This is a genomic window from Acinetobacter halotolerans (genome assembly GCF_004208515.1).
In the GTDB taxonomy this organism is placed as follows: Bacteria; Pseudomonadota; Gammaproteobacteria; order Pseudomonadales; family Moraxellaceae; genus Acinetobacter; species Acinetobacter halotolerans.
Map to the genome: position 1 here is coordinate 14489 of NZ_SGIM01000011.1, position 17268 is coordinate 31756.

Annotated in this window: 18 protein-coding genes; 8 read left to right on the forward strand and 10 right to left on the reverse strand. The window is 39.3% G+C overall.

The genetic code is table 11. The features are described 5' to 3' along the window. Window positions 1-71: 71 nt before the first annotated feature. Entirely contained in the window at window positions 72-1085 is a 1014-nt protein-coding gene (gene lipA, locus EXE30_RS12535) for a lipoyl synthase (RefSeq protein WP_004670670.1), read from the reverse strand. Window positions 1086-1273: 188 nt separating this feature from the next. Between lipA and sthA the strand changes: the two genes are divergently transcribed. Further along, the gene (sthA, locus tag EXE30_RS12540) at window positions 1274-2689 is read left to right on the forward strand and encodes a Si-specific NAD(P)(+) transhydrogenase (protein ID WP_130162684.1); all 1416 of its coding nucleotides are present in this window, start codon (window positions 1274-1276) and stop codon (window positions 2687-2689) included. Window positions 2690-2769: 80 nt separating this feature from the next. Beyond that, window positions 2770-3237, forward strand: coding sequence for a DUF3465 domain-containing protein (locus EXE30_RS12545; protein ID WP_130162685.1), 468 nt, complete (start codon window positions 2770-2772; stop codon window positions 3235-3237). A gap of 40 nt (window positions 3238-3277) precedes the next feature. Here EXE30_RS12545 and EXE30_RS12550 read toward each other — a convergent pair whose 3' ends face one another. The 9 genes from EXE30_RS12550 to EXE30_RS12590 all read right to left on the reverse strand — a co-directional run bounded on the left by EXE30_RS12550 (window position 3278) and on the right by EXE30_RS12590 (window position 11457). Continuing rightward, entirely contained in the window at window positions 3278-3730 is a 453-nt protein-coding gene (locus EXE30_RS12550; RefSeq protein WP_130162686.1) for an Mpo1 family 2-hydroxy fatty acid dioxygenase, read from the reverse strand. 160 nt (window positions 3731-3890) lie between these two features. Next, a complete protein-coding gene (locus EXE30_RS12555; RefSeq protein WP_130162687.1) occupies window positions 3891-4502 on the reverse strand; it encodes a septal ring lytic transglycosylase RlpA family protein in 612 nt (203 codons plus the stop codon). Window positions 4503-4834: 332 nt separating this feature from the next. Beyond that, a complete protein-coding gene (gene mltB, locus EXE30_RS12560; protein WP_130162688.1) occupies window positions 4835-5836 on the reverse strand; it encodes a lytic murein transglycosylase B in 1002 nt (333 codons plus the stop codon). A gap of 19 nt (window positions 5837-5855) precedes the next feature. Then, a complete protein-coding gene (rodA, locus tag EXE30_RS12565) occupies window positions 5856-6998 on the reverse strand; it encodes a rod shape-determining protein RodA (protein ID WP_130162689.1) in 1143 nt (380 codons plus the stop codon). Window positions 6999-7149: 151 nt separating this feature from the next. Next, a complete protein-coding gene (locus EXE30_RS12570) occupies window positions 7150-7809 on the reverse strand; it encodes a hypothetical protein (protein WP_130162690.1) in 660 nt (219 codons plus the stop codon). Window positions 7810-7842: 33 nt separating this feature from the next. After that, complete coding sequence (gene queF, locus EXE30_RS12575) at window positions 7843-8658, reverse strand: NADPH-dependent 7-cyano-7-deazaguanine reductase QueF (RefSeq protein ID WP_130162691.1); 816 nt, start codon at window positions 8656-8658, stop codon at window positions 7843-7845. Next, entirely contained in the window at window positions 8655-9428 is a 774-nt protein-coding gene (locus EXE30_RS12580) for an ABC transporter permease (protein WP_130162692.1), read from the reverse strand. The genes queF and EXE30_RS12580 overlap by 4 nt, the downstream gene beginning before the upstream one ends. Continuing rightward, window positions 9425-10360 carry an ABC transporter ATP-binding protein gene (locus tag EXE30_RS12585; RefSeq protein WP_130162693.1) on the reverse strand — a complete coding sequence of 312 codons (936 nt, stop codon included), beginning with the start codon at window positions 10358-10360 and terminating at the stop codon, window positions 9425-9427. The genes EXE30_RS12580 and EXE30_RS12585 overlap by 4 nt, the downstream gene beginning before the upstream one ends. A 203-nt stretch (window positions 10361-10563) precedes the next feature. Beyond that, window positions 10564-11457: a LysR family transcriptional regulator gene (locus EXE30_RS12590; protein ID WP_130162694.1), complete on the reverse strand. Its 894-nt coding sequence runs from the start codon at window positions 11455-11457 to the stop codon at window positions 10564-10566. A 173-nt stretch (window positions 11458-11630) separates the two neighbouring features. Here EXE30_RS12590 and EXE30_RS12595 point away from each other — a divergent pair, with 173 nt between their 5' ends. The 6 genes from EXE30_RS12595 to EXE30_RS12620 all read left to right on the forward strand — a co-directional run bounded on the left by EXE30_RS12595 (window position 11631) and on the right by EXE30_RS12620 (window position 17257). Then, entirely contained in the window at window positions 11631-12317 is a 687-nt protein-coding gene (locus tag EXE30_RS12595; RefSeq protein WP_130162695.1) for a hydrolase, read from the forward strand. 69 nt (window positions 12318-12386) lie between these two features. Next, window positions 12387-14255: an amidohydrolase gene (locus tag EXE30_RS12600; protein WP_130162696.1), complete on the forward strand. Its 1869-nt coding sequence runs from the start codon at window positions 12387-12389 to the stop codon at window positions 14253-14255. 54 nt (window positions 14256-14309) lie between these two features. After that, a complete protein-coding gene (locus EXE30_RS12605; RefSeq protein ID WP_017394405.1) occupies window positions 14310-14477 on the forward strand; it encodes a DUF1427 family protein in 168 nt (55 codons plus the stop codon). A 103-nt stretch (window positions 14478-14580) separates the two neighbouring features. Beyond that, on the forward strand, window positions 14581-15930 hold the full coding sequence (locus EXE30_RS12610; RefSeq protein ID WP_130162697.1) for a carbohydrate porin: 1350 nt from the start codon (window positions 14581-14583) through the stop codon (window positions 15928-15930). Between the two features lie 25 nt (window positions 15931-15955). Next, window positions 15956-16663: a YoaK family protein gene (locus EXE30_RS12615; protein WP_130162698.1), complete on the forward strand. Its 708-nt coding sequence runs from the start codon at window positions 15956-15958 to the stop codon at window positions 16661-16663. Window positions 16664-16672: 9 nt separating this feature from the next. Beyond that, window positions 16673-17257 carry a TMEM175 family protein gene (locus EXE30_RS12620; RefSeq protein ID WP_130162699.1) on the forward strand — a complete coding sequence of 195 codons (585 nt, stop codon included), beginning with the start codon at window positions 16673-16675 and terminating at the stop codon, window positions 17255-17257. The last annotated feature ends 11 nt before the right edge of the window (window positions 17258-17268 follow it).

A 17268-nucleotide genomic window follows, 5' to 3' on the forward strand; every position in this document is an offset into this window, starting at 1 on the left:
TGTGTGTGTTAGGATTTTTAGATATAAAAAATAGAGAGAATCATGGGATTCTCTCTATTATTTGGGAGCGATTATGCTTCTACTGTTTGAACTGCAATTTTTTTAGCAGGATCGGCTTTACGTCGAACAGCAGGAACAGGTTCGCCACGATATTGGCGATCAGCAAAATAACTAGAACGCACCATTGGTGCAGACCAAATATTTCTAAAACCTAATTTACGTCCATGCTCAGCATAACGCTCGAATTCTTCAGGTGTGACAAAACGATCAATTGGCGCATGTTGTTTAGATGGCTGTAAATACTGACCAATTGTGATGTAATCTACGTCATGTGCTCTAAGATCATCCAAAAGGGCAATCACTTCTTCTTCAGTTTCACCAATACCAACCATCAAGCCACATTTCGTTGGAATATCTGGACAATATTCTTTAAACATTTTTAACAGATTTAAAGAATGTTGGTAGTCAGAGCCTGGACGCATGGCTTTATATAAGCGTGGCACTGTTTCAATGTTGTGGTTGAAAACATCAGGCGGGCATTCGGTCATGATGCGAAGCGCAATATCGAGGCGTCCACGGAAGTCTGGAACTAAAATTTCCAACAAGGTATTTGGACTAAGCGCGCGAGCTTCTCTGATACAGTCAACAAAATGTTGAGCACCGCCATCAAGTAAATCATCACGGTCAACTGACGTGATCACGGCATATTTTAAGCCGAGATTCGAAATCGTTTCAGCCATGTGGCGTGGTTCATCCGCATCAAGTGCATTTGGACGACCATGCGCAACGTCACAGAAAGGACAGCGACGTGTACAAATATCGCCCATGATCATAAAGGTTGCTGTACCACCACCAAAACACTCTGGTAGGTTGGGGCAAGCAGCCTCTTCACAAACAGTATGCAGTTTTTGCGAGCGCAAGGTTGTTTTGATACGTTGAACCTCTTCTGGTGCAGCCATCTTGACGCGAATCCAGTCTGGTTTACGAGGTACTTCAACCGTAGGAATCACTTTTACAGGAATTCTTGCGACTTTTTCAGCGCCACGAAGTTTTAAGCCCTGTTCAGCTTTACGGTGTTCAGACATATCTTTTCTACAACCTTTAACTTGAGATATCTAGACATTATAGTCAAATTTACGAGTGTATAGGACGAAATAGGTATTCATTTTAAAAATGTGTATATATAAAATATATGGTTGAGAAATACATCAATTCAACGCATATTGGTTATCATGTATATAGTAGTAAACGTTTAACAGTCAAGGAGCTTTGAATGCCACGTAAGAAAGAGGTCGTTGGTGGGAATATTGTAAAATATGATGCAGTCATTCTCGGTTCTGGCCCAGCTGGTGAAGGCGCGGCAATGAAGCTGGCAAAAGCAGGTAAGCGTGTTGCGATTGTTGATGTTCGTGATCAACTCGGTGGTAACTGTGCGCATGTCGGTACGATTCCAAGTAAAGCATTACGTCAAACAGTTTCAAGTATTATTCGTTATCAACGTGATCCAATGTTTCAAAAAGTAGGTGAGTGGAAACAATTCACCATGAAACAGGTGTTACGTAACGCGCACAAAGTGATTCAACAACAAGTCGATACGCATACACGTTTTTATGATCGCAATAAAATCGAAACTTTTCATGGTCGTGCGTATATCCATGACAAAAACACAGTCTTGATTTTTAGTCAGGATGGTATTAAAGACACGATTATTTGCAAACAAATCGTGATTGCTACGGGCAGTCGTCCTTATCAACCCCAAGGATTAGATTTTAATCATCCACGTGTATTTGATTCAGACAAGATTTTAGATTTAGATTATACGATTCAAAAAATTATCATTTATGGCGCGGGTGTTATTGGATGTGAATATGCGTCTATTTTCATTGGATTAGATCATAAGGTCGACCTAATCAATACCCAGCAAAAGTTATTGAGTTATTTGGATGATGAGATTGCTGATGCCTTATCTTATCATTTGCGTGAACAAGGCGTTTTGATTCGTCATAATGAACAAATTGATCGCTTAGAAACTTTCGATGATCATGTGGTATTGCATTTACTTAGCGGTAAGAAAATCAAAGCTGATGCGATCTTATGGTGTAATGGTCGTTCAGGCAATACCGATGGTTTAGGTTTGGAAAATGTTGGTTTAGTGCCAAATAGCCGCGGTCAGTTGATGGTTAATGATCAATATCAAACCGAAGTAGAAAATATTTTTGCTGCGGGTGATGTCATTGGTTGGCCATCACTAGCATCTGCTGCCTATGACCAAGGGCGTTGTGCTGGTGCAAATATGGTTGGCGAAAAAAATGTCAAACCAATTAAAGATGTGCCAACTGGAATTTATACCATTCCAGAGATTTCTTCGATTGGAAAAACCGAGCAAGAGCTGACTGAAGAAAAAATCCCATACGAAGTAGGACAGGCTTCTTTCCGTCATTTGGCACGTGCGCAAATCACAGGTGATACGGTCGGCGAATTAAAGATTTTATTCCATCGTGATACTTTGGAAGTATTAGGTATTCACTGCTTTGGTAATAATGCGGCTGAGATTATTCACATTGGGCAGGTGGTGATGCATAGCCCAAACAATACCTTGAAGTATTTTGTAGAAACGACATTTAACTATCCGACAATGGCAGAAGCATATCGTGTTGCTGCCTTGAATGGGATGAATCGTCTATTCTAAGTGTGCTAGACATTGTATGATCTAAATGCCAATCAAATTGATTGGCATTTTGCTATTTTGTATTTGATAAAAAGGTTGCTATGAAAACTCAGAAAAATAATATGTTCATCTTGATCATTGTTGCTTTGCTGATCTTTGCTTATGTCGGTTTAGATCTGAAGCAAAAGGGTACACAACTCGGCGAGTCTTCATCTCTTGAACAGCGTACCGTTGATGACCAAGCCAAGATCATGCAAGCCTTTCAGCAGCAACGAAGTAAGCTTCAGGTACGTTCACAAGGAACGGTGAAAGCGATTTTGCCTGATGATAATGATGGCTCAAGACATCAAAGGATGATTTTAGAGTTGGACAATGGTTTGACGGTTTTGATTGCCCATAATATAGATTTGGCACCACGAATAGAGGGGCTACAAAAAGGTGAAACGGTTGAGTTTTATGGGGTGTATGAATATAACAATAAAGGTGGGGTAATCCATTGGACACACCACGACCCAAGAAGAAAACATATTGATGGATGGTTGAAATATAAAGGAAGCATGTATCAGTAACCATCTTCCTTTATAAGTTGTTGTGAAGATATGCGCTAAATCAGCTTGTAAGCGCCAATTTCTGACGAGATTTCCATTTAGGTAGGACTTTAGCTAAATAAGCGTCCATACACCATACAGGGCCAATCAGGAGGAATTGTAAGTCTTTAAAGAAAGATGGTTTTTTGCCTTCCACTTTATGCCCGTAAAATTGACCAATCCAAGCGATGACGAATATGCCGATATAGAAACCGATGCCTACAGGTAAGATAATAATCAGCCATGCCATAACAGCGAGTAAAGCAGCCATTGCAACCGCAAGCACAATATCTAGACGAGCATAGAAAACTAAAGTTAAAACCAGTAATAGCGCGGTTAATAACGTACTAAAGTGCGCAAGAATACCAATAATCGAAAAAAGAATCGCGGGAACACATACCCAATGGATTTTTTTATTGGTTTGGTTTTGATGACTTTCACTGTATTCGTCGAACCATTCGTCGATTGATTTCACAGCGCTCTCCTTGCGATCTTGGTTATTTTTAATTATCTCAATATACCGAAGAAAGATGGATGGGTCAAAATATCTGCAGGGTGGTATGGTGTGTGTTGCTGTGTAAAAATACTAAAAGCCACACTAGGTGGCTTTTATGGATGGTGTGACTGACTGTAACTTAAGAGTTAGGTCCGTCTACACGTTCGATGCTCACTTTACCAAGACCTGCATTTGTAAGTCCGATTTGCTTCGCTGCACCATAAGATAAATCAAGAACACGATTACCATGGAAAGGACCACGGTCATTTACCTTTACTACAACACTTTTACCGTTATCGCGATTTGTTACACGGATATAACAGTTTAGTGGAAGGCTACGGTGAGCAGCGGTCATTGCATTCATGTCGAATGTTTCACCACTTGCTGTTTTACGGCCATGAAATTGACGACCATACCAAGATGCAACGCCAGTTTGGCTAAACTTACGAACTGTGTTCGAAGCAACTGCATTTAGCTTTTCAATCACTGAAGGCTCTTCTTCAGGGATGTCAATTTTTGCTGCAATCGTTTGGCGACGTACTTGGTCACCCGAACGCTCAGTGATTGAAAGACTATTGACGTTAGAAAGACGCGAATTAAAATTTTGAGAATCTTTACTTAAAACACGAGCGGCTAAGTTTGATCCTTCCACATCATTATTTAATGATGAAGATTGTACCATTTCTGCATGTAACGGGCTTAAACTTAAGCCGGCTGTCAGCGCTAGAATATATTTTAGCGAAAACTGCATTGTATAAACTCCTAGAGAACATGCTTTTCTATTTCAATCAAACTGTCTGAAATATAGTGCACATGTCTAATTATTCACTTTTGCAATTTGCAATTTGGGGGCGGTTGTAACCACTTAAAGAGTTTGAACAGCCCGTACACTTGGGGTGGATAATATTCATCGGTTATGAAGTGTGTCTAGTCAATAAAGATAAATAGCAACAAAAAGAACAAAAACATACAGTTTTTGATTAAAAAATGAACAATATTGTAACTAAATATGAATTTGGTCCAAAAAATGCACTTTTTTAATAATAAAATTATTGACTTTGTTTAAAAGTTAAAAAAGCTAGTCTATCGACTAGCTACTTCAGTGCCTAATAACCATACAGCAGTCGCATACATACGGCTTCTGTTGTAGGTCGTAATGACTTGGAAATTTGGATAAGTTATATAATAGATAGGACCAGAACGATCTTGTAATTCAATGACATTTACAAGGTCTAAATCATCGATTTTTACCAAAGGGTTAACAGGCGATATACCCAAGCGCTTGAGTTCACCGTAAGGTCTAGGTAAGGTCAAATCCTTCGCAATTACACTTTCTGGATCATTTCCTAAATAGCGAGCAGGGAAGCCAATTGGTCGATCTCGTTCCCAACCATGTTTAGCTAAATAGTTAGCGATTGATCCAATTGCGTCTACAGCAGAGTTTCTTAAGTCAATATGACCATTACCATCATAATCTACGCCGAGTTTTTGAATATTACTTGGCATAAATTGTGGATAGCCAATTGCGCCAGCATATGAGCCTACAATACTATTGGTTGGATAGCCTTCTTTATGGGTCCATGCGATCAGCGCTGCTAGTTCATCACTAAAGTAATCAGCACGACGAGGGTAACCAAATGCAAGCGTTGCTAAAGCATCACGGGTGACAAAAGAGCCTTTATTTGCACCGTATCCTGTTTCTACCCCTAGAACCCCTAGAATGACGGCTTTAGGTACACCAAATTGCTGTTCTGCACGATTGAGTATATCTTCGTATTGATTTTTAAAACGGACGCCACGCTGAATCGTTCCTTCAGCTAAAAACATCGAACGATAGTCGTACCAAGGTTTACTTTCACCAGGACGCGTCATAATGTTGAGAATGTTAGGAATATTACGCGCACCACTCATCGCAGTATCGATTTGTTCACCGCTCAAATTATATGTTGTCATCGCTTTTTGTTTAAAAGCCATATAATTTGGATGGGTGTAAAATTCATTTGCATGTGCCCAATTACAGCTTAGAAATAAACTGGCACTCAAGCTAAGAAATTTAACTGTATTATTTAAAGTTTTATGCAACATATGTTTATAAGATTCCTCGTTATCGATGCGTATGAATGGACATAACCAGTCCAAAAGTAGACATCAGCGTTATAATCGCAGTTCCGCCGTAACTCATGAATGGCAAAGGCACACCCACTACGGGTAAAATACCACTGACCATACCAGCATTTACAAATACATAAACAAAAAATGACAAACCAAATGCTCCAGCAATCAAACGTCCATAGTTATGGAAGCTTTGTAACCCGATTTGGAATGTTCTAAAAATAATTGCTAAATATAGAAAAATCAGTAGGGTGACACCAATTAGACCAAATTCTTCAGAATATGCGGCAATAATAAAGTCGGTATGACCTTCAGGAAGAAAATGCAGATGGGATTGAGTGCCTTCTAAGAAGCCTTTTCCAGAGAGCCCACCTGAACCAATCGCTGTTTTTGATTGAATAATATTCCAACCTGTGCCCAAGGCATCAGCTTCTGGATTTAAAAGCGTCAGTACACGTTGACGTTGGTAGCCATGCAGTAAAAATGTCCATGCAATCGGAATGATAATGGCGACAGCACCTGCTGCTGCGGCGATTAGCTTCCAAGATAAACCACTTAAAAAGAGCACAAAGATACCACTTGCAATAACCAGTAATGATGTGCCTAAGTCTGGTTGCTCTGCGATCAGTAAAAAAGGAATAATGATCAGGACTAATGAGAGCATGACTTGAGAAAAGCTAGGGGGCAGAGCTTTGCGAGACAAGAACCATGCAATCATCATCGGCATGCCGACTTTCATAAACTCACTGGGTTGCACACTACCGAAGCCCGGAATATCAATCCACCGTTGTGCGCCCATACGCACTTCACCAAACACCATGACGGCAAGTAGTGACAACACACCAAAAACGTAAAAGTAAGGAGAGAAGGCTTGATAAACTTTGGGTGGAATTTGAGCTAAGCTCAACATCACTCCAAAACCGATAGCAAAACTTATTGCTTGCCTCGTGACTAAGCCAACATTCTGAGCGGAAGCACTATATAAAATAGTCAATCCAAGGATGGCATTTAAGATCAAGAAAAGGCATAGCCAGGGGTCAATATGTAATTGTTGCCAACGAGAAAGCTGCGTGGCTGTACTTAAACCATCGCGGGGTGCTTGACGCAGAAATTTGTATTGTGAGCTTGGGGACATGTGATTCTAAATCAGGTAAAGCTACGCTCCGAGAATGCTAACATAAACGCTGATTTAGACAATGAAAATTTAGAATTTGTGACACTTATACGTTTTATTTGGCATAAAAAAACGGCTATTTTGTAATAGCCGTTTTTTCAGGAGCAGAAGATTATTTCTGTACCAATAATTGATCGAAATGTTTAGCAAACACTGCAAGCTCTGCTTGGCTTAGGCTCGGAATTAATTTCTTAATTACGATGTGAACAGCTGTCTCTACACCACTAGTTGCCACACTTGCTACACCGCGTTTTACCATGCCTAGACCAAGTGTTTTATTGTACTCGGTCATAAAATGATGAATTAGTGCATCTGCGAACGTTTTAAACTGTTGTGTTAACGCATCACGTTGTTCTTTGCCATTACCAGCTTCAACTTCAGCAAAACTTTTTTTCATATCAGTAACAAGACTATCAGGTAGTACAGTACCAATACGTTGTTTACCTTCATTGTCGATAAACAAGCTTTTTTCCATAAACTTCAATGATTCTAGAACCTGATCATTGGATGTTTTGCCTAAGAGCTGCTTCATTAAAGTTGAAACAATGCTACGAATTTTTTGGGCAAGTTCTTCAGTGGTATCTCGTTTGTCACTTGGTGGAAATTGTTGAACCAAATGAACCAACATGGTGTCAATTAACTCATCAGTAAGCTGTAGAGAAATTTTATCACGTAAAGGGTATTGTGGTTCTTTACTGTCACGATTGGCTTGCGCAAGTTGAATATCCTGACTCAAGCTTGCAGAAGGAAGAATACCGAAATAACTGGTCATTGAAGAACGTCCTCTATATCAAATTTATTCGTTTTATTGTCGTGCCAAGCGAATTGGCTCGGGCATCCATGACAAATCTGAAACTCGGCATGGATTAATATCCAATCCTCCACGACGAGTATAAGTTGCATAGACCATCAGCTTTTCTGGTTTAAGCAATTGCCAAATATCCGCAAATATTTGTTCAACGCACTGCTCATGAAAACCATTATGCTGACGATACGAGATAATATAAGCTAATATGCTGCGATAACAAGGTCTTTTGCCTTGAAAACGAATAAAAACAGTGCCCCAATCTGGTTGTCCTGTCACAGGACAATTACTTCTGAGTAGATGGGAATAAAGCTCAACTTCTACATCGTCAGGCGTCGCAGTATCAAGTTGCAACAATGTTGCATCAGGATGTTCAGATAAACGTTCAGGAATAAGATCATCAATACAAATGCCTGTAGGTTTGGTTATCTCTAGATCATCCACGTGAAACAATTGAAGCTCCACACTTGCGCCAGCGGCTTTGGATAAATCCCCTTGAACAGTTTCAATGAATACTTGTCTAGACGCAAATTGAGTGAAATTCAAACTATTAAAATAAAGCTTGAGTGATTTAGATTCGATCAGGTTTGGCGAGCTTGCAGGCAAGGTAATACGGCCAATCGCGACTTGAGGTAATCCTTGTGGATTTAACCAAGAAATTTCAAACACATGCCACCAATCTTTACCTTGCGTGATCCCTTCAACATCTGCATATTGGTGACGAGATTCAGCACGAGAGATTGGAAATAAAACTTCTGGCTGATATTGAGTCGGATATTGGGTCTCTTGCCCCAATAAAGAATGTTCTACACTCATTCACGCATTCCTGAACCACGAGATAATAAATGGTATGCAATTGCATAAAGGACAACACAGCATAAGGTCACAATGGCTAATGAAAGTGAAACATTCACGTCACTATGCCCTAAAATACCAAAACGGAAGGCATTGACCATATATACAATTGGGTTAATTAAAGATAAGTTTTGCCAAAATGGGCTTAACGCACTAATCGCATAAAATACACCGCCTAAATAGGTCAGGGGTGTCAGTACAAAGGTTGGGATAATTGAAATATCATCAAATGACTTTGCATACACAGCGTTGATGAAACCACCAAGTGAAAACAATAACGAAGTAATAATGACAGTATAAATGGTCACAAAGAAATTATGAATTTCTAAATGGGTAAAGAATAAACTCATGATCGTCACAATCAAGCCAACCAATACACCACGAGAGACGCCACCAATCACATAACCCCACAGGATTAAATGTAGAGGTACAGGACTCATAATCAGCTCTTCAATGCTTTTTTGGAATTTCGCACTGAAGAAACTCGAGGATACATTGGCATAGCTGTTGGTGATGACCGCCATCATAATTAAGCCGGGGATAATAAACTGCATATAGCTAAAGCCGCCCATTTCACCGATGCGTGAGCCGACTAAGTTGCCAAAAATCACAAAGTACAAACTCATCGTGATTGCAGGGGGCAGTAAGGTTTGTGGCCAGATCCGCATAAAACGGCGAATTTCTTTAACGACTAAAGTCCACAGTGCGGTTCTTAATTGACTAAAGTTCATTGATCCGCTCCTGCAAGATTCTTCTCAACCATTTTGACGAATAATTCTTCTAAGCGGTTCGATTTATTTCGCATACTACTGACGTGGATATTTTGTGACTGTAACAATAAGAATAAATCATTCATGTTATGTGCTTTATCCATCGTCACCTCTAAGGTCACAGGATCAATTAATTTAAAGTTGAACCCAATAATATTAAAATCAATCGAATTGATCGGTTCTACCAGATCACAAATGAATGATTCTTCATTCATTTGATTCAGGAAACCTTTCATTGAGGTATCTTCTTTTATTACGCCACGGTCGATGATCGCTATACGACGGCATAACATTTCAGCTTCTTCTAGATAGTGGGTCGTCAGAATGATTGACGTTCCATTCTCGTTCATTTCCGTCAGGAAATCCCACATCGAGCGACGTAACTCAATATCGACACCAGCCGTTGGTTCATCCAGAATCAGCAACTTAGGTTCATGCATCATGGCACGTGCAATCATCAAGCGGCGTTTCATACCACCAGAGAGCATACGAGATTGAATGTTTCGTTTGTCCCATAAGCCAAGTTTTTCTAAATATAATTCGGCACGTTGTTCCGCCAGTTTTTTTGGAATACCGTAATAACCTGCTTGGGTCACTAAAATATCAAAGGTTTTTTCAAATTGACCAAAATTGAATTCTTGAGGAACAACACCCAGACATTGCTTAGCATGTGAAGGGTGGGTATCTAAGTCATGCCCAAAAATTTCAACTGAACCCGATGTTTTTTTGGTTAAAGAGCTAATGATACTAATCGTCGTCGATTTACCTGCACCATTAGGTCCTAATAATGCATAAAATTCACCTTCAGGCACGGTCAAATTAATACCTTTTAACGCCTGAAAACCATTACGATAAGTTTTGGACAAATCGCTCAACACCAAAGCATCAGTCATGAACGTCTCACGTTGTTAAATAGAATGAGTATTCTGAGCGATATGGAAAAATAAACCAAGTGGGAAAATGGTTTATCTTGTTCTATATATAGAACAGCACTACAACAGCATTGTTGTAAGATGATATAAGTACAAGTAATTAGAATGATGGGACCTATACGACCAGAATCATGTAAATAATCATTCATTAATTAAAGGGCATATCAAGCGTTAATTTTATTGAATTGCTTAATCAAGAAATCAATGAAAATTTGTAACTTCTTCGAAATATTTTGACCATTTGGATAGAGAGCATAAAAGTTCATCATTGGGCTATGGTAGTCTTCTAAACATCTGGAAATTTCTCCAGCATCAAAATATTTTTTAGCGATGAAATCTGGTAAAAAGACGATACCATGTCCTTTGGTGCATAAATCCAGCAAAAGGTCGCCATTATTGCAGATGAATTTTGGATAACATTGAATCAACTCAGTTGTTTCATTTTTACTTAGGGTGATTCTATTGTGGCTGTTTTTTTGGCTATACAGCAAGATATCATGTTGTTTCAGGTCATCGATCGTCGTGGGCATTCCTTTTTTTTCTAAATAATCTTTTGATGCATAAAAACTACGTTTATATGTCGCGATCACAGTATTTTGAAAGTTGTTATCCGCTTTATCATCTACTCTTAATGTCAGGTCAAATTGTTGTTCATAAATATCTACAAAGCTGTCTGTTAAATGTAAATCGATTTTAATATAGGGGAACTGACGGATAAACTCTGAAATGATATCCGTCAACACATCACGGCTAAATGAGAGTGGCGCATTAATTTTTAATTCACCTTCTGGATATTGTTGATCATAACTAATCTCATATTTCGCCCATTCTAATTCACTCATCATGACTTTCGCGTGTTGATAAAACTTTTCTCCACATGGGGTTAGATTCATTCGTCGAGTTGTTCTGATGAAAAGTGAAACCTTCAAATCATTTTCAAGATATTGAATTCTTTTGGAGACTAAATCTCTTGAAATATTTAAATTTTTTGCTGAAGCACTAAAGTTTCCATGTTCTACGACGCTTAAAAACGTATTGATGCAATCGATTCTGTCCATAGTTTATCCATTTGAAAATTATTAAATTTATATTCATGTATTTAACGCAACGAAGCAAGTTTGTTTCTAATTGTCTTTAAATTACAGACAAACTGATTCAATTTCGCCATCTATTTTTTTACATTACGTTTTGTTTTCATAATAGTACGTTGTTTACATCGAACGAGTTAAAAATGAACAAATCACTTTTAGAACAATTATCGCCAACTAACTGCCAAGTTATTTTTATTGATCACCAACCGCAGATGGCTTTTGGAGTTCAGTCAATTGATCGTCAAGTATTGAAGAACAATACTGTGGGTTTGGCTAAAGCAGCTAAAGTCTTCGGGATTCCTACTACGATTACAACGGTTGAAACAGAAAGTTTCTCTGGTCATACCTATCCAGAGTTATTAGATGTTTTTCCAGATGCGCCTTTGCTTGAACGTACTTCAATGAACTCATGGGATGACCAAAAAGTTCGTGATGCCTTAGCTAAAAATAACCGTAAAAAAATTATTGTGTCTGGGTTGTGGACCGAAGTGTGTAATAACACATTTGCTTTCGGTGCAATGCTTGAAGGCGATTATGAAATTTATATGGTTGCTGATGCTTCAGGTGGGACTTCAAAAGAAGCACATGATTATGCAATGCAACGTATGATTCAAGCAGGCGTAGTGCCTGTGACATGGCAACAAGTTTTACTCGAATGGCAACGTGATTGGGCGCACCGTGAAACTTATGATGCGGTAATGGAGATTGTGCGTGAACATTCGGGAGCTTATGGTATGGGCGTAGACTATGCTTATACAATGGTGCATAAAGCACCTGAGCGTACAACGACTAAACATAACGTTATTCCACCTGTTCCTGCAAAATAAAAACGCTATAGAAAGGCATGATCTCATGCCTTTCTTTTTAATCATTACACAAATTGGTGGGGTGAAAGTATGTCTCAAATTGATTTAATTCTAAGAAATGCAAAAATTACCACGTTAAATCCACAGCAACCAGAAGCTCAAGCGATTGCAATTACTGAGGGTAAGGTTGTTGCTGTTGATAATAATGATGCGATCATGAAAATGGCAACGGCAACTACTAAAGTGGTCGATTTAAATGGTCGTCGTGTAATTCCAGGTTTGAATGACAGTCACTTACATTTAATTCGTGGTGGTTTGCATTACAACATGGAATTGCGTTGGGAGGGTGTGCCTTCTGTTGCTGATGCATTACGCTTGTTAAAAGAACAGGCTGAAAATACTCCAGCGCCTCAATGGGTACGTGTTGTGGGGGGCTGGAATGAATTTCAATTTGTTGAACGTCGAATGCCGACATTAGATGAAATAAACAAAGCTGCACCAGATACGCCTGTATTTATTCTACATTTATATGCTAAAGCGATGCTAAATCGTGCGGCCTTGGATGCACTAGGTTTTAATAAAGATACGCCAGATCCACCTGGTGGAACGATTCAACGCAATGAAAAAGGTGAACCGACAGGCCTATTGTTGGCAACACCGTCAGCGATGATTCTATATTCAACTTTGGGCAAAGCACCAATCCTTGAACGAGATGATCAAATCAATTCTACGCGTCACTTTATGCGTGAGTTGAATCGCTTAGGTATTACCTCGTTAATTGATGCAGGTGGTGGCGGGCAAAACTATCCTGAAGATTATGATGTCATTCAACATCTGCACCAAAAAGAGCAAATGACGGTACGTGTTGCTTACAACCTATTTGCCCAGAAAGCAGGTCAGGAATATCAGGATTATCAAAAGTGGACTGAGATGACCTTTCCTGGTGATGGTGATGCATTCTTACAAATGAATGGTGCAGGTGAAAACTTGACATGGTCTGCTGCGGATTTCGAGAACTTTCTCGAGCCACGTCCAGAACTGGTTAAGAGTATGGATGCAGAGTTAGAGCGCATCGTAGAGTTGCTTGCTGAGAAAAAATGGCCATTCCGTATTCATGCGACTTATGATGAAAGTATTGAGCGATTCCTCGATGTATTTGAACGCGTCAATGAACGCAAACCTTTTGCCACTCGATTTATTATTGATCACGCAGAAACAGTGTCAGAAAAGAACATAGAGCGAATTGGTGCTTTGGGTGGTGGTATCGCAATTCAACATCGTATGGCTTTCCAGGGTGAATATTTTGTTAATCGTTATGGTGCTGATGCAGCCAAAGCTACGCCACCAGTGAAAAAAATGCTTGAGTTAGGTGTGCCAGTTGGGGCAGGTACAGATGCGACCCGGGTAGCGTCGTACAATCCTTGGATTTGCCTATATTGGTTAACGACAGGAAAAACCGTAGGTGGACTACCGTTATACGATGAGAAAAATTTATTAGACCGTCAGACTGCATTGAAACTTTGGACCAAAGGTTCTGCATGGTTCTCAGGTGAAGCGAGTGTCAAAGGTGCTTTAGTGCAAGGTGAGTTAGCCGATTTAGTTGTCCTATCCGATGATTATTTCTCAGTTGAGGCTGAAGAAATAAAAAATATTGAATCAGTAATGACCGTTTTCGGTGGAAAAATCGTATATGCGGGTGCTGAATTTAAACAAGATGATTCACCGTTACCTCCAGCCTCACCAACATGGTCGCCTGTGAGAAAATTTGGGGGGTACTGGCGGGCTACAGAAAATCGCAATGCACCTTCTAATCAACCATTGCAAGCTAAGTCTGCCGCTTGTGCATGCACCAATAGTTGTGGCATGCATGGTCATAGTCATGCTTGGGTTCTCGATGTTCCTGTGAAAGATAAAAAATCTTTCTGGGGAGCATTAGGCTGTTCTTGCTTCGCATTTTAATCCTTTCTTTTGCTGAGGTATGACTTGATTGGTCATACCTCTGAGATTTCCGCGATGAAAATGTACCTCTTATCTTTGGGAGTGGGGTTGTTGGTCGGCGTGTTGTATTACGTTTTAAATGTACGTTCGCCAGCTCCACCAATTGTTGCTTTAGTTGGATTGTTGGGTATGGTTGTGGGTGAAAAACTCATACCTCTGATTAAAGACTTTTTCCCTTCATAGCCTATAACGCTAGGTGTGATTTAAAAGCATATAAATTATTCAGTATTGTAGATCTTTAAATCATACATCTAGCCTCTTTTTAATTTCTTTTGTAGGGGGAGTGATGAAATATCTTTCGATTCAAACAAGAACAATGGCGCTTTGTGGTTTTTATCTTTGTAGTCTGACTACATCGACTTATATCTATGCAGATGAATTTTATTCACAAAATCGTCAGTATTTATTAGGAGATTGGAACGGAAAGCGTAACAATCTATCTGATCAAGGTATTGATTTTAATCTCTCTTTCACCAATGAAACCGCGACCAATATAGATGGTGGCTTTAACGATGATTCAACTGTTCGTAATGCTAATCAGTGGACTTTTGGAACGACTTTAGATCTGGAGAAATTGAGTGGTTGGCAGAATACTCAAGCAAAAATTAGTATCAGCAAACGAGATGGTCGATCATTATCTACGGACCGTATAGCTGATCCAAGAACTGGTCAATTTAGTAACGTGCAAGAGATTAGTGGACGTGGCCCTGTTTGGCGATTGAGTCAGGCTTCGATTCAAAAGGGTTTTGAGCAACAAGGAATCACTGTAAAGCTAGGTCGAATGAATATGGGGGAAGATTTCAATTCTGCACCCTGCGAGTTCCAAAACTTAACACTTTGTGGCTCTCAAGTCGGTAAAACTGTTTCTGAACTCTGGTATAACTGGCCCATTACGGTTTGGGCTGCAAATATTAAATATGATCTCAATTCCGCTTCAACTTTAGCTATAGGCGTGTATGAATCCAATCCTGAAAATACAAAAAGGAGTAAAGGCTTTAATCTAAGTACGGATGGTTCAAAAGGTGTGTTAATCCCTGTGGAGTGGGTTTGGAGACCACAGCCAAATGGTCTAAATGGCATCTATCGCTTCGGTGCATTTTATAGTACGGCTGACGCGATTGATGTGTTAAGAGATGCGCAAGGCGAAGCCCAATTATTAGCTCAACAACGACAAGTACATTCAGGCAAATACAATACTTGGTTTGTGGCACAACAACAGTTGACACAACATTCTGATGATCCTAAACGTGGACTAACCTTTTTTCTCAATTTAAATATCAATGATAAAGCCACTTCAGAGCTGCTGAGTTCACAACAGATTGCTTTGCAATATAAAGGCTTATTTAATGCACGACCAAATGACTCGATGGGATTGGGTTTAGCAAGAACGGAAGTAAATAAGCGATTACGAGTACGGCAGGAATTGGAAAATAAGGTCAATCAAATTACAGATTATCAAAATCCAGCATATGTGCCTGTTCAATATGATGAAACAAATGTTGAGCTGAATTACACATTTAATTGGTCACCTAGTGTGATGTTTCGTCCTAATCTCCAGTTTGTACATCAGGCAGGTGGTCTCAAAGAGGTCAAGGATGCTTGGGTTTTTGGATTAACCACACGTTTAAACTTCTAATCAAACAATAAATAAGGTGGAAATAATGCAAACCGAATTTGAGAGAAAACATAGTGTCTGGAGAACATGCCGTGATCCTGTTTTACTGACGATAGTTGGTGGTGCGATTGATACGATCGGCTTTATCGCTTTATTTGGATTTTTTACAGCACACGTAACAGGTAACTTGGTTTTAGCTGGTGCTGCTTGGGTTAAAGGCGGTGCAGGGTTGTGGATTAAATTAGCCGCTATTCCGCTATTTATTCTAACTGTTGCAATCACTAAATATTTGATTGATAAAAGTAGTCAAAAAAGTAAAACCTTATCTGCTTTATTTCTGGCGGAAGCAATATTTCTAACAGCTTTTATGCTGGCGGGTATTTATTTTGAACCTTTTACCAACCCAGATAGCATTACCATTGCGGTGACTGGGGGATTAGGACTTATTGCTTTGGCGATACGTAATACTTCGAGTAAAACACTGATTAAGCATATCAGTCCAAGTACGATGATGACAGGGAACACGACTCAACTCGGCATTGATATTTCTAACTATCTTCGGAATCGATCCGCAGAAAATCGAAGTAAGCTTGAGCATAGTCTAAGTATTGTTTTAGGTTTCGTTATTGGGGCTTTTTTAGGTGCATTGCTATATGTTTATTTAGATTTTTGGAGTGTTGCATTCTTTATTTTACCAGTCTTGTATCTATCATTTTTAGCTTCTCAAGACCTTTTTATTATGCCTGACACTTAGAGGTTAAAAATGAATAAAAGTAGATTGGAAGCAATTAGTGATGGCGTAATTGCTATTGTCATCACGGTAATGTTAATTGAGCTTAATATTCCGCAGGGTAATACTTTTGCAGCTTTACAGCATGAGTTTCATGCGATTCTCAGCTATGTACTGAGCTTTATTTATCTAGGTATTTATTGGAGTAATCATCATCATTTGTTTCAATTAGTCAAAACGGTAAATGGAAAAATCATGTGGGTTAATCTACATCTCATTTTCTGGCTCACCATGATTCCTTTTACAACAGCGTGGTCAGCGCAGAGTAATTATGCACCCATCCCAACAGCGACTTTTGCTTTTATTTTATTCATGTGTTCGTTGTCTTATGATATTCTCCAAAGATTGATTATACGCGAGCAAGGTGAAAGCTCTATAGCTCGGAAGGTCTTGGGCAAAGATAAAAAACTTGCAGCTTCTGTTATCTTGTACGCCAGTTCTATTTTTTTGAGCTTTGTTGATACCCGTATTACGCTATTTATCTTGATTTTGTTGGCAATGTTGTGGTTTTTTCCAAATAAGCATATTGAAGATTATTGTTCAGCAAAACAAGAATAAGCGTTGTTTTT

Excerpts from the sequence above, each read along its gene's own strand:
- lipA (WP_004670670.1), bottom strand. The coding sequence starts at position 1,085 with ATGTCTGAACACCGTAAAGCTGAACAGGGCTTAAAACTTCGTGGCGCT.
- sthA (WP_130162684.1), top strand. The coding sequence starts at position 1,274 with ATGCCACGTAAGAAAGAGGTCGTTGGTGGGAATATTGTAAAATATGAT.
- EXE30_RS12545 (WP_130162685.1), top strand. The coding sequence starts at position 2,770 with ATGAAAACTCAGAAAAATAATATGTTCATCTTGATCATTGTTGCTTTG.
- EXE30_RS12555 (WP_130162687.1), bottom strand. The coding sequence starts at position 4,502 with ATGCAGTTTTCGCTAAAATATATTCTAGCGCTGACAGCCGGCTTAAGT.
- mltB (WP_130162688.1), bottom strand. The coding sequence starts at position 5,836 with ATGTTGCATAAAACTTTAAATAATACAGTTAAATTTCTTAGCTTGAGT.
- rodA (WP_130162689.1), bottom strand. The coding sequence starts at position 6,998 with ATGTCCCCAAGCTCACAATACAAATTTCTGCGTCAAGCACCCCGCGAT.
- EXE30_RS12570 (WP_130162690.1), bottom strand. The coding sequence starts at position 7,809 with ATGACCAGTTATTTCGGTATTCTTCCTTCTGCAAGCTTGAGTCAGGAT.
- queF (WP_130162691.1), bottom strand. The coding sequence starts at position 8,658 with ATGAGTGTAGAACATTCTTTATTGGGGCAAGAGACCCAATATCCGACT.
- EXE30_RS12580 (WP_130162692.1), bottom strand. The coding sequence starts at position 9,428 with ATGAACTTTAGTCAATTAAGAACCGCACTGTGGACTTTAGTCGTTAAA.
- EXE30_RS12585 (WP_130162693.1), bottom strand. The coding sequence starts at position 10,360 with ATGACTGATGCTTTGGTGTTGAGCGATTTGTCCAAAACTTATCGTAAT.
- EXE30_RS12590 (WP_130162694.1), bottom strand. The coding sequence starts at position 11,457 with ATGGACAGAATCGATTGCATCAATACGTTTTTAAGCGTCGTAGAACAT.
- EXE30_RS12595 (WP_130162695.1), top strand. The coding sequence starts at position 11,631 with ATGAACAAATCACTTTTAGAACAATTATCGCCAACTAACTGCCAAGTT.
- EXE30_RS12600 (WP_130162696.1), top strand. The coding sequence starts at position 12,387 with ATGTCTCAAATTGATTTAATTCTAAGAAATGCAAAAATTACCACGTTA.
- EXE30_RS12605 (WP_017394405.1), top strand. The coding sequence starts at position 14,310 with ATGAAAATGTACCTCTTATCTTTGGGAGTGGGGTTGTTGGTCGGCGTG.
- EXE30_RS12610 (WP_130162697.1), top strand. The coding sequence starts at position 14,581 with ATGAAATATCTTTCGATTCAAACAAGAACAATGGCGCTTTGTGGTTTT.
- EXE30_RS12615 (WP_130162698.1), top strand. The coding sequence starts at position 15,956 with ATGCAAACCGAATTTGAGAGAAAACATAGTGTCTGGAGAACATGCCGT.
- EXE30_RS12620 (WP_130162699.1), top strand. The coding sequence starts at position 16,673 with ATGAATAAAAGTAGATTGGAAGCAATTAGTGATGGCGTAATTGCTATT.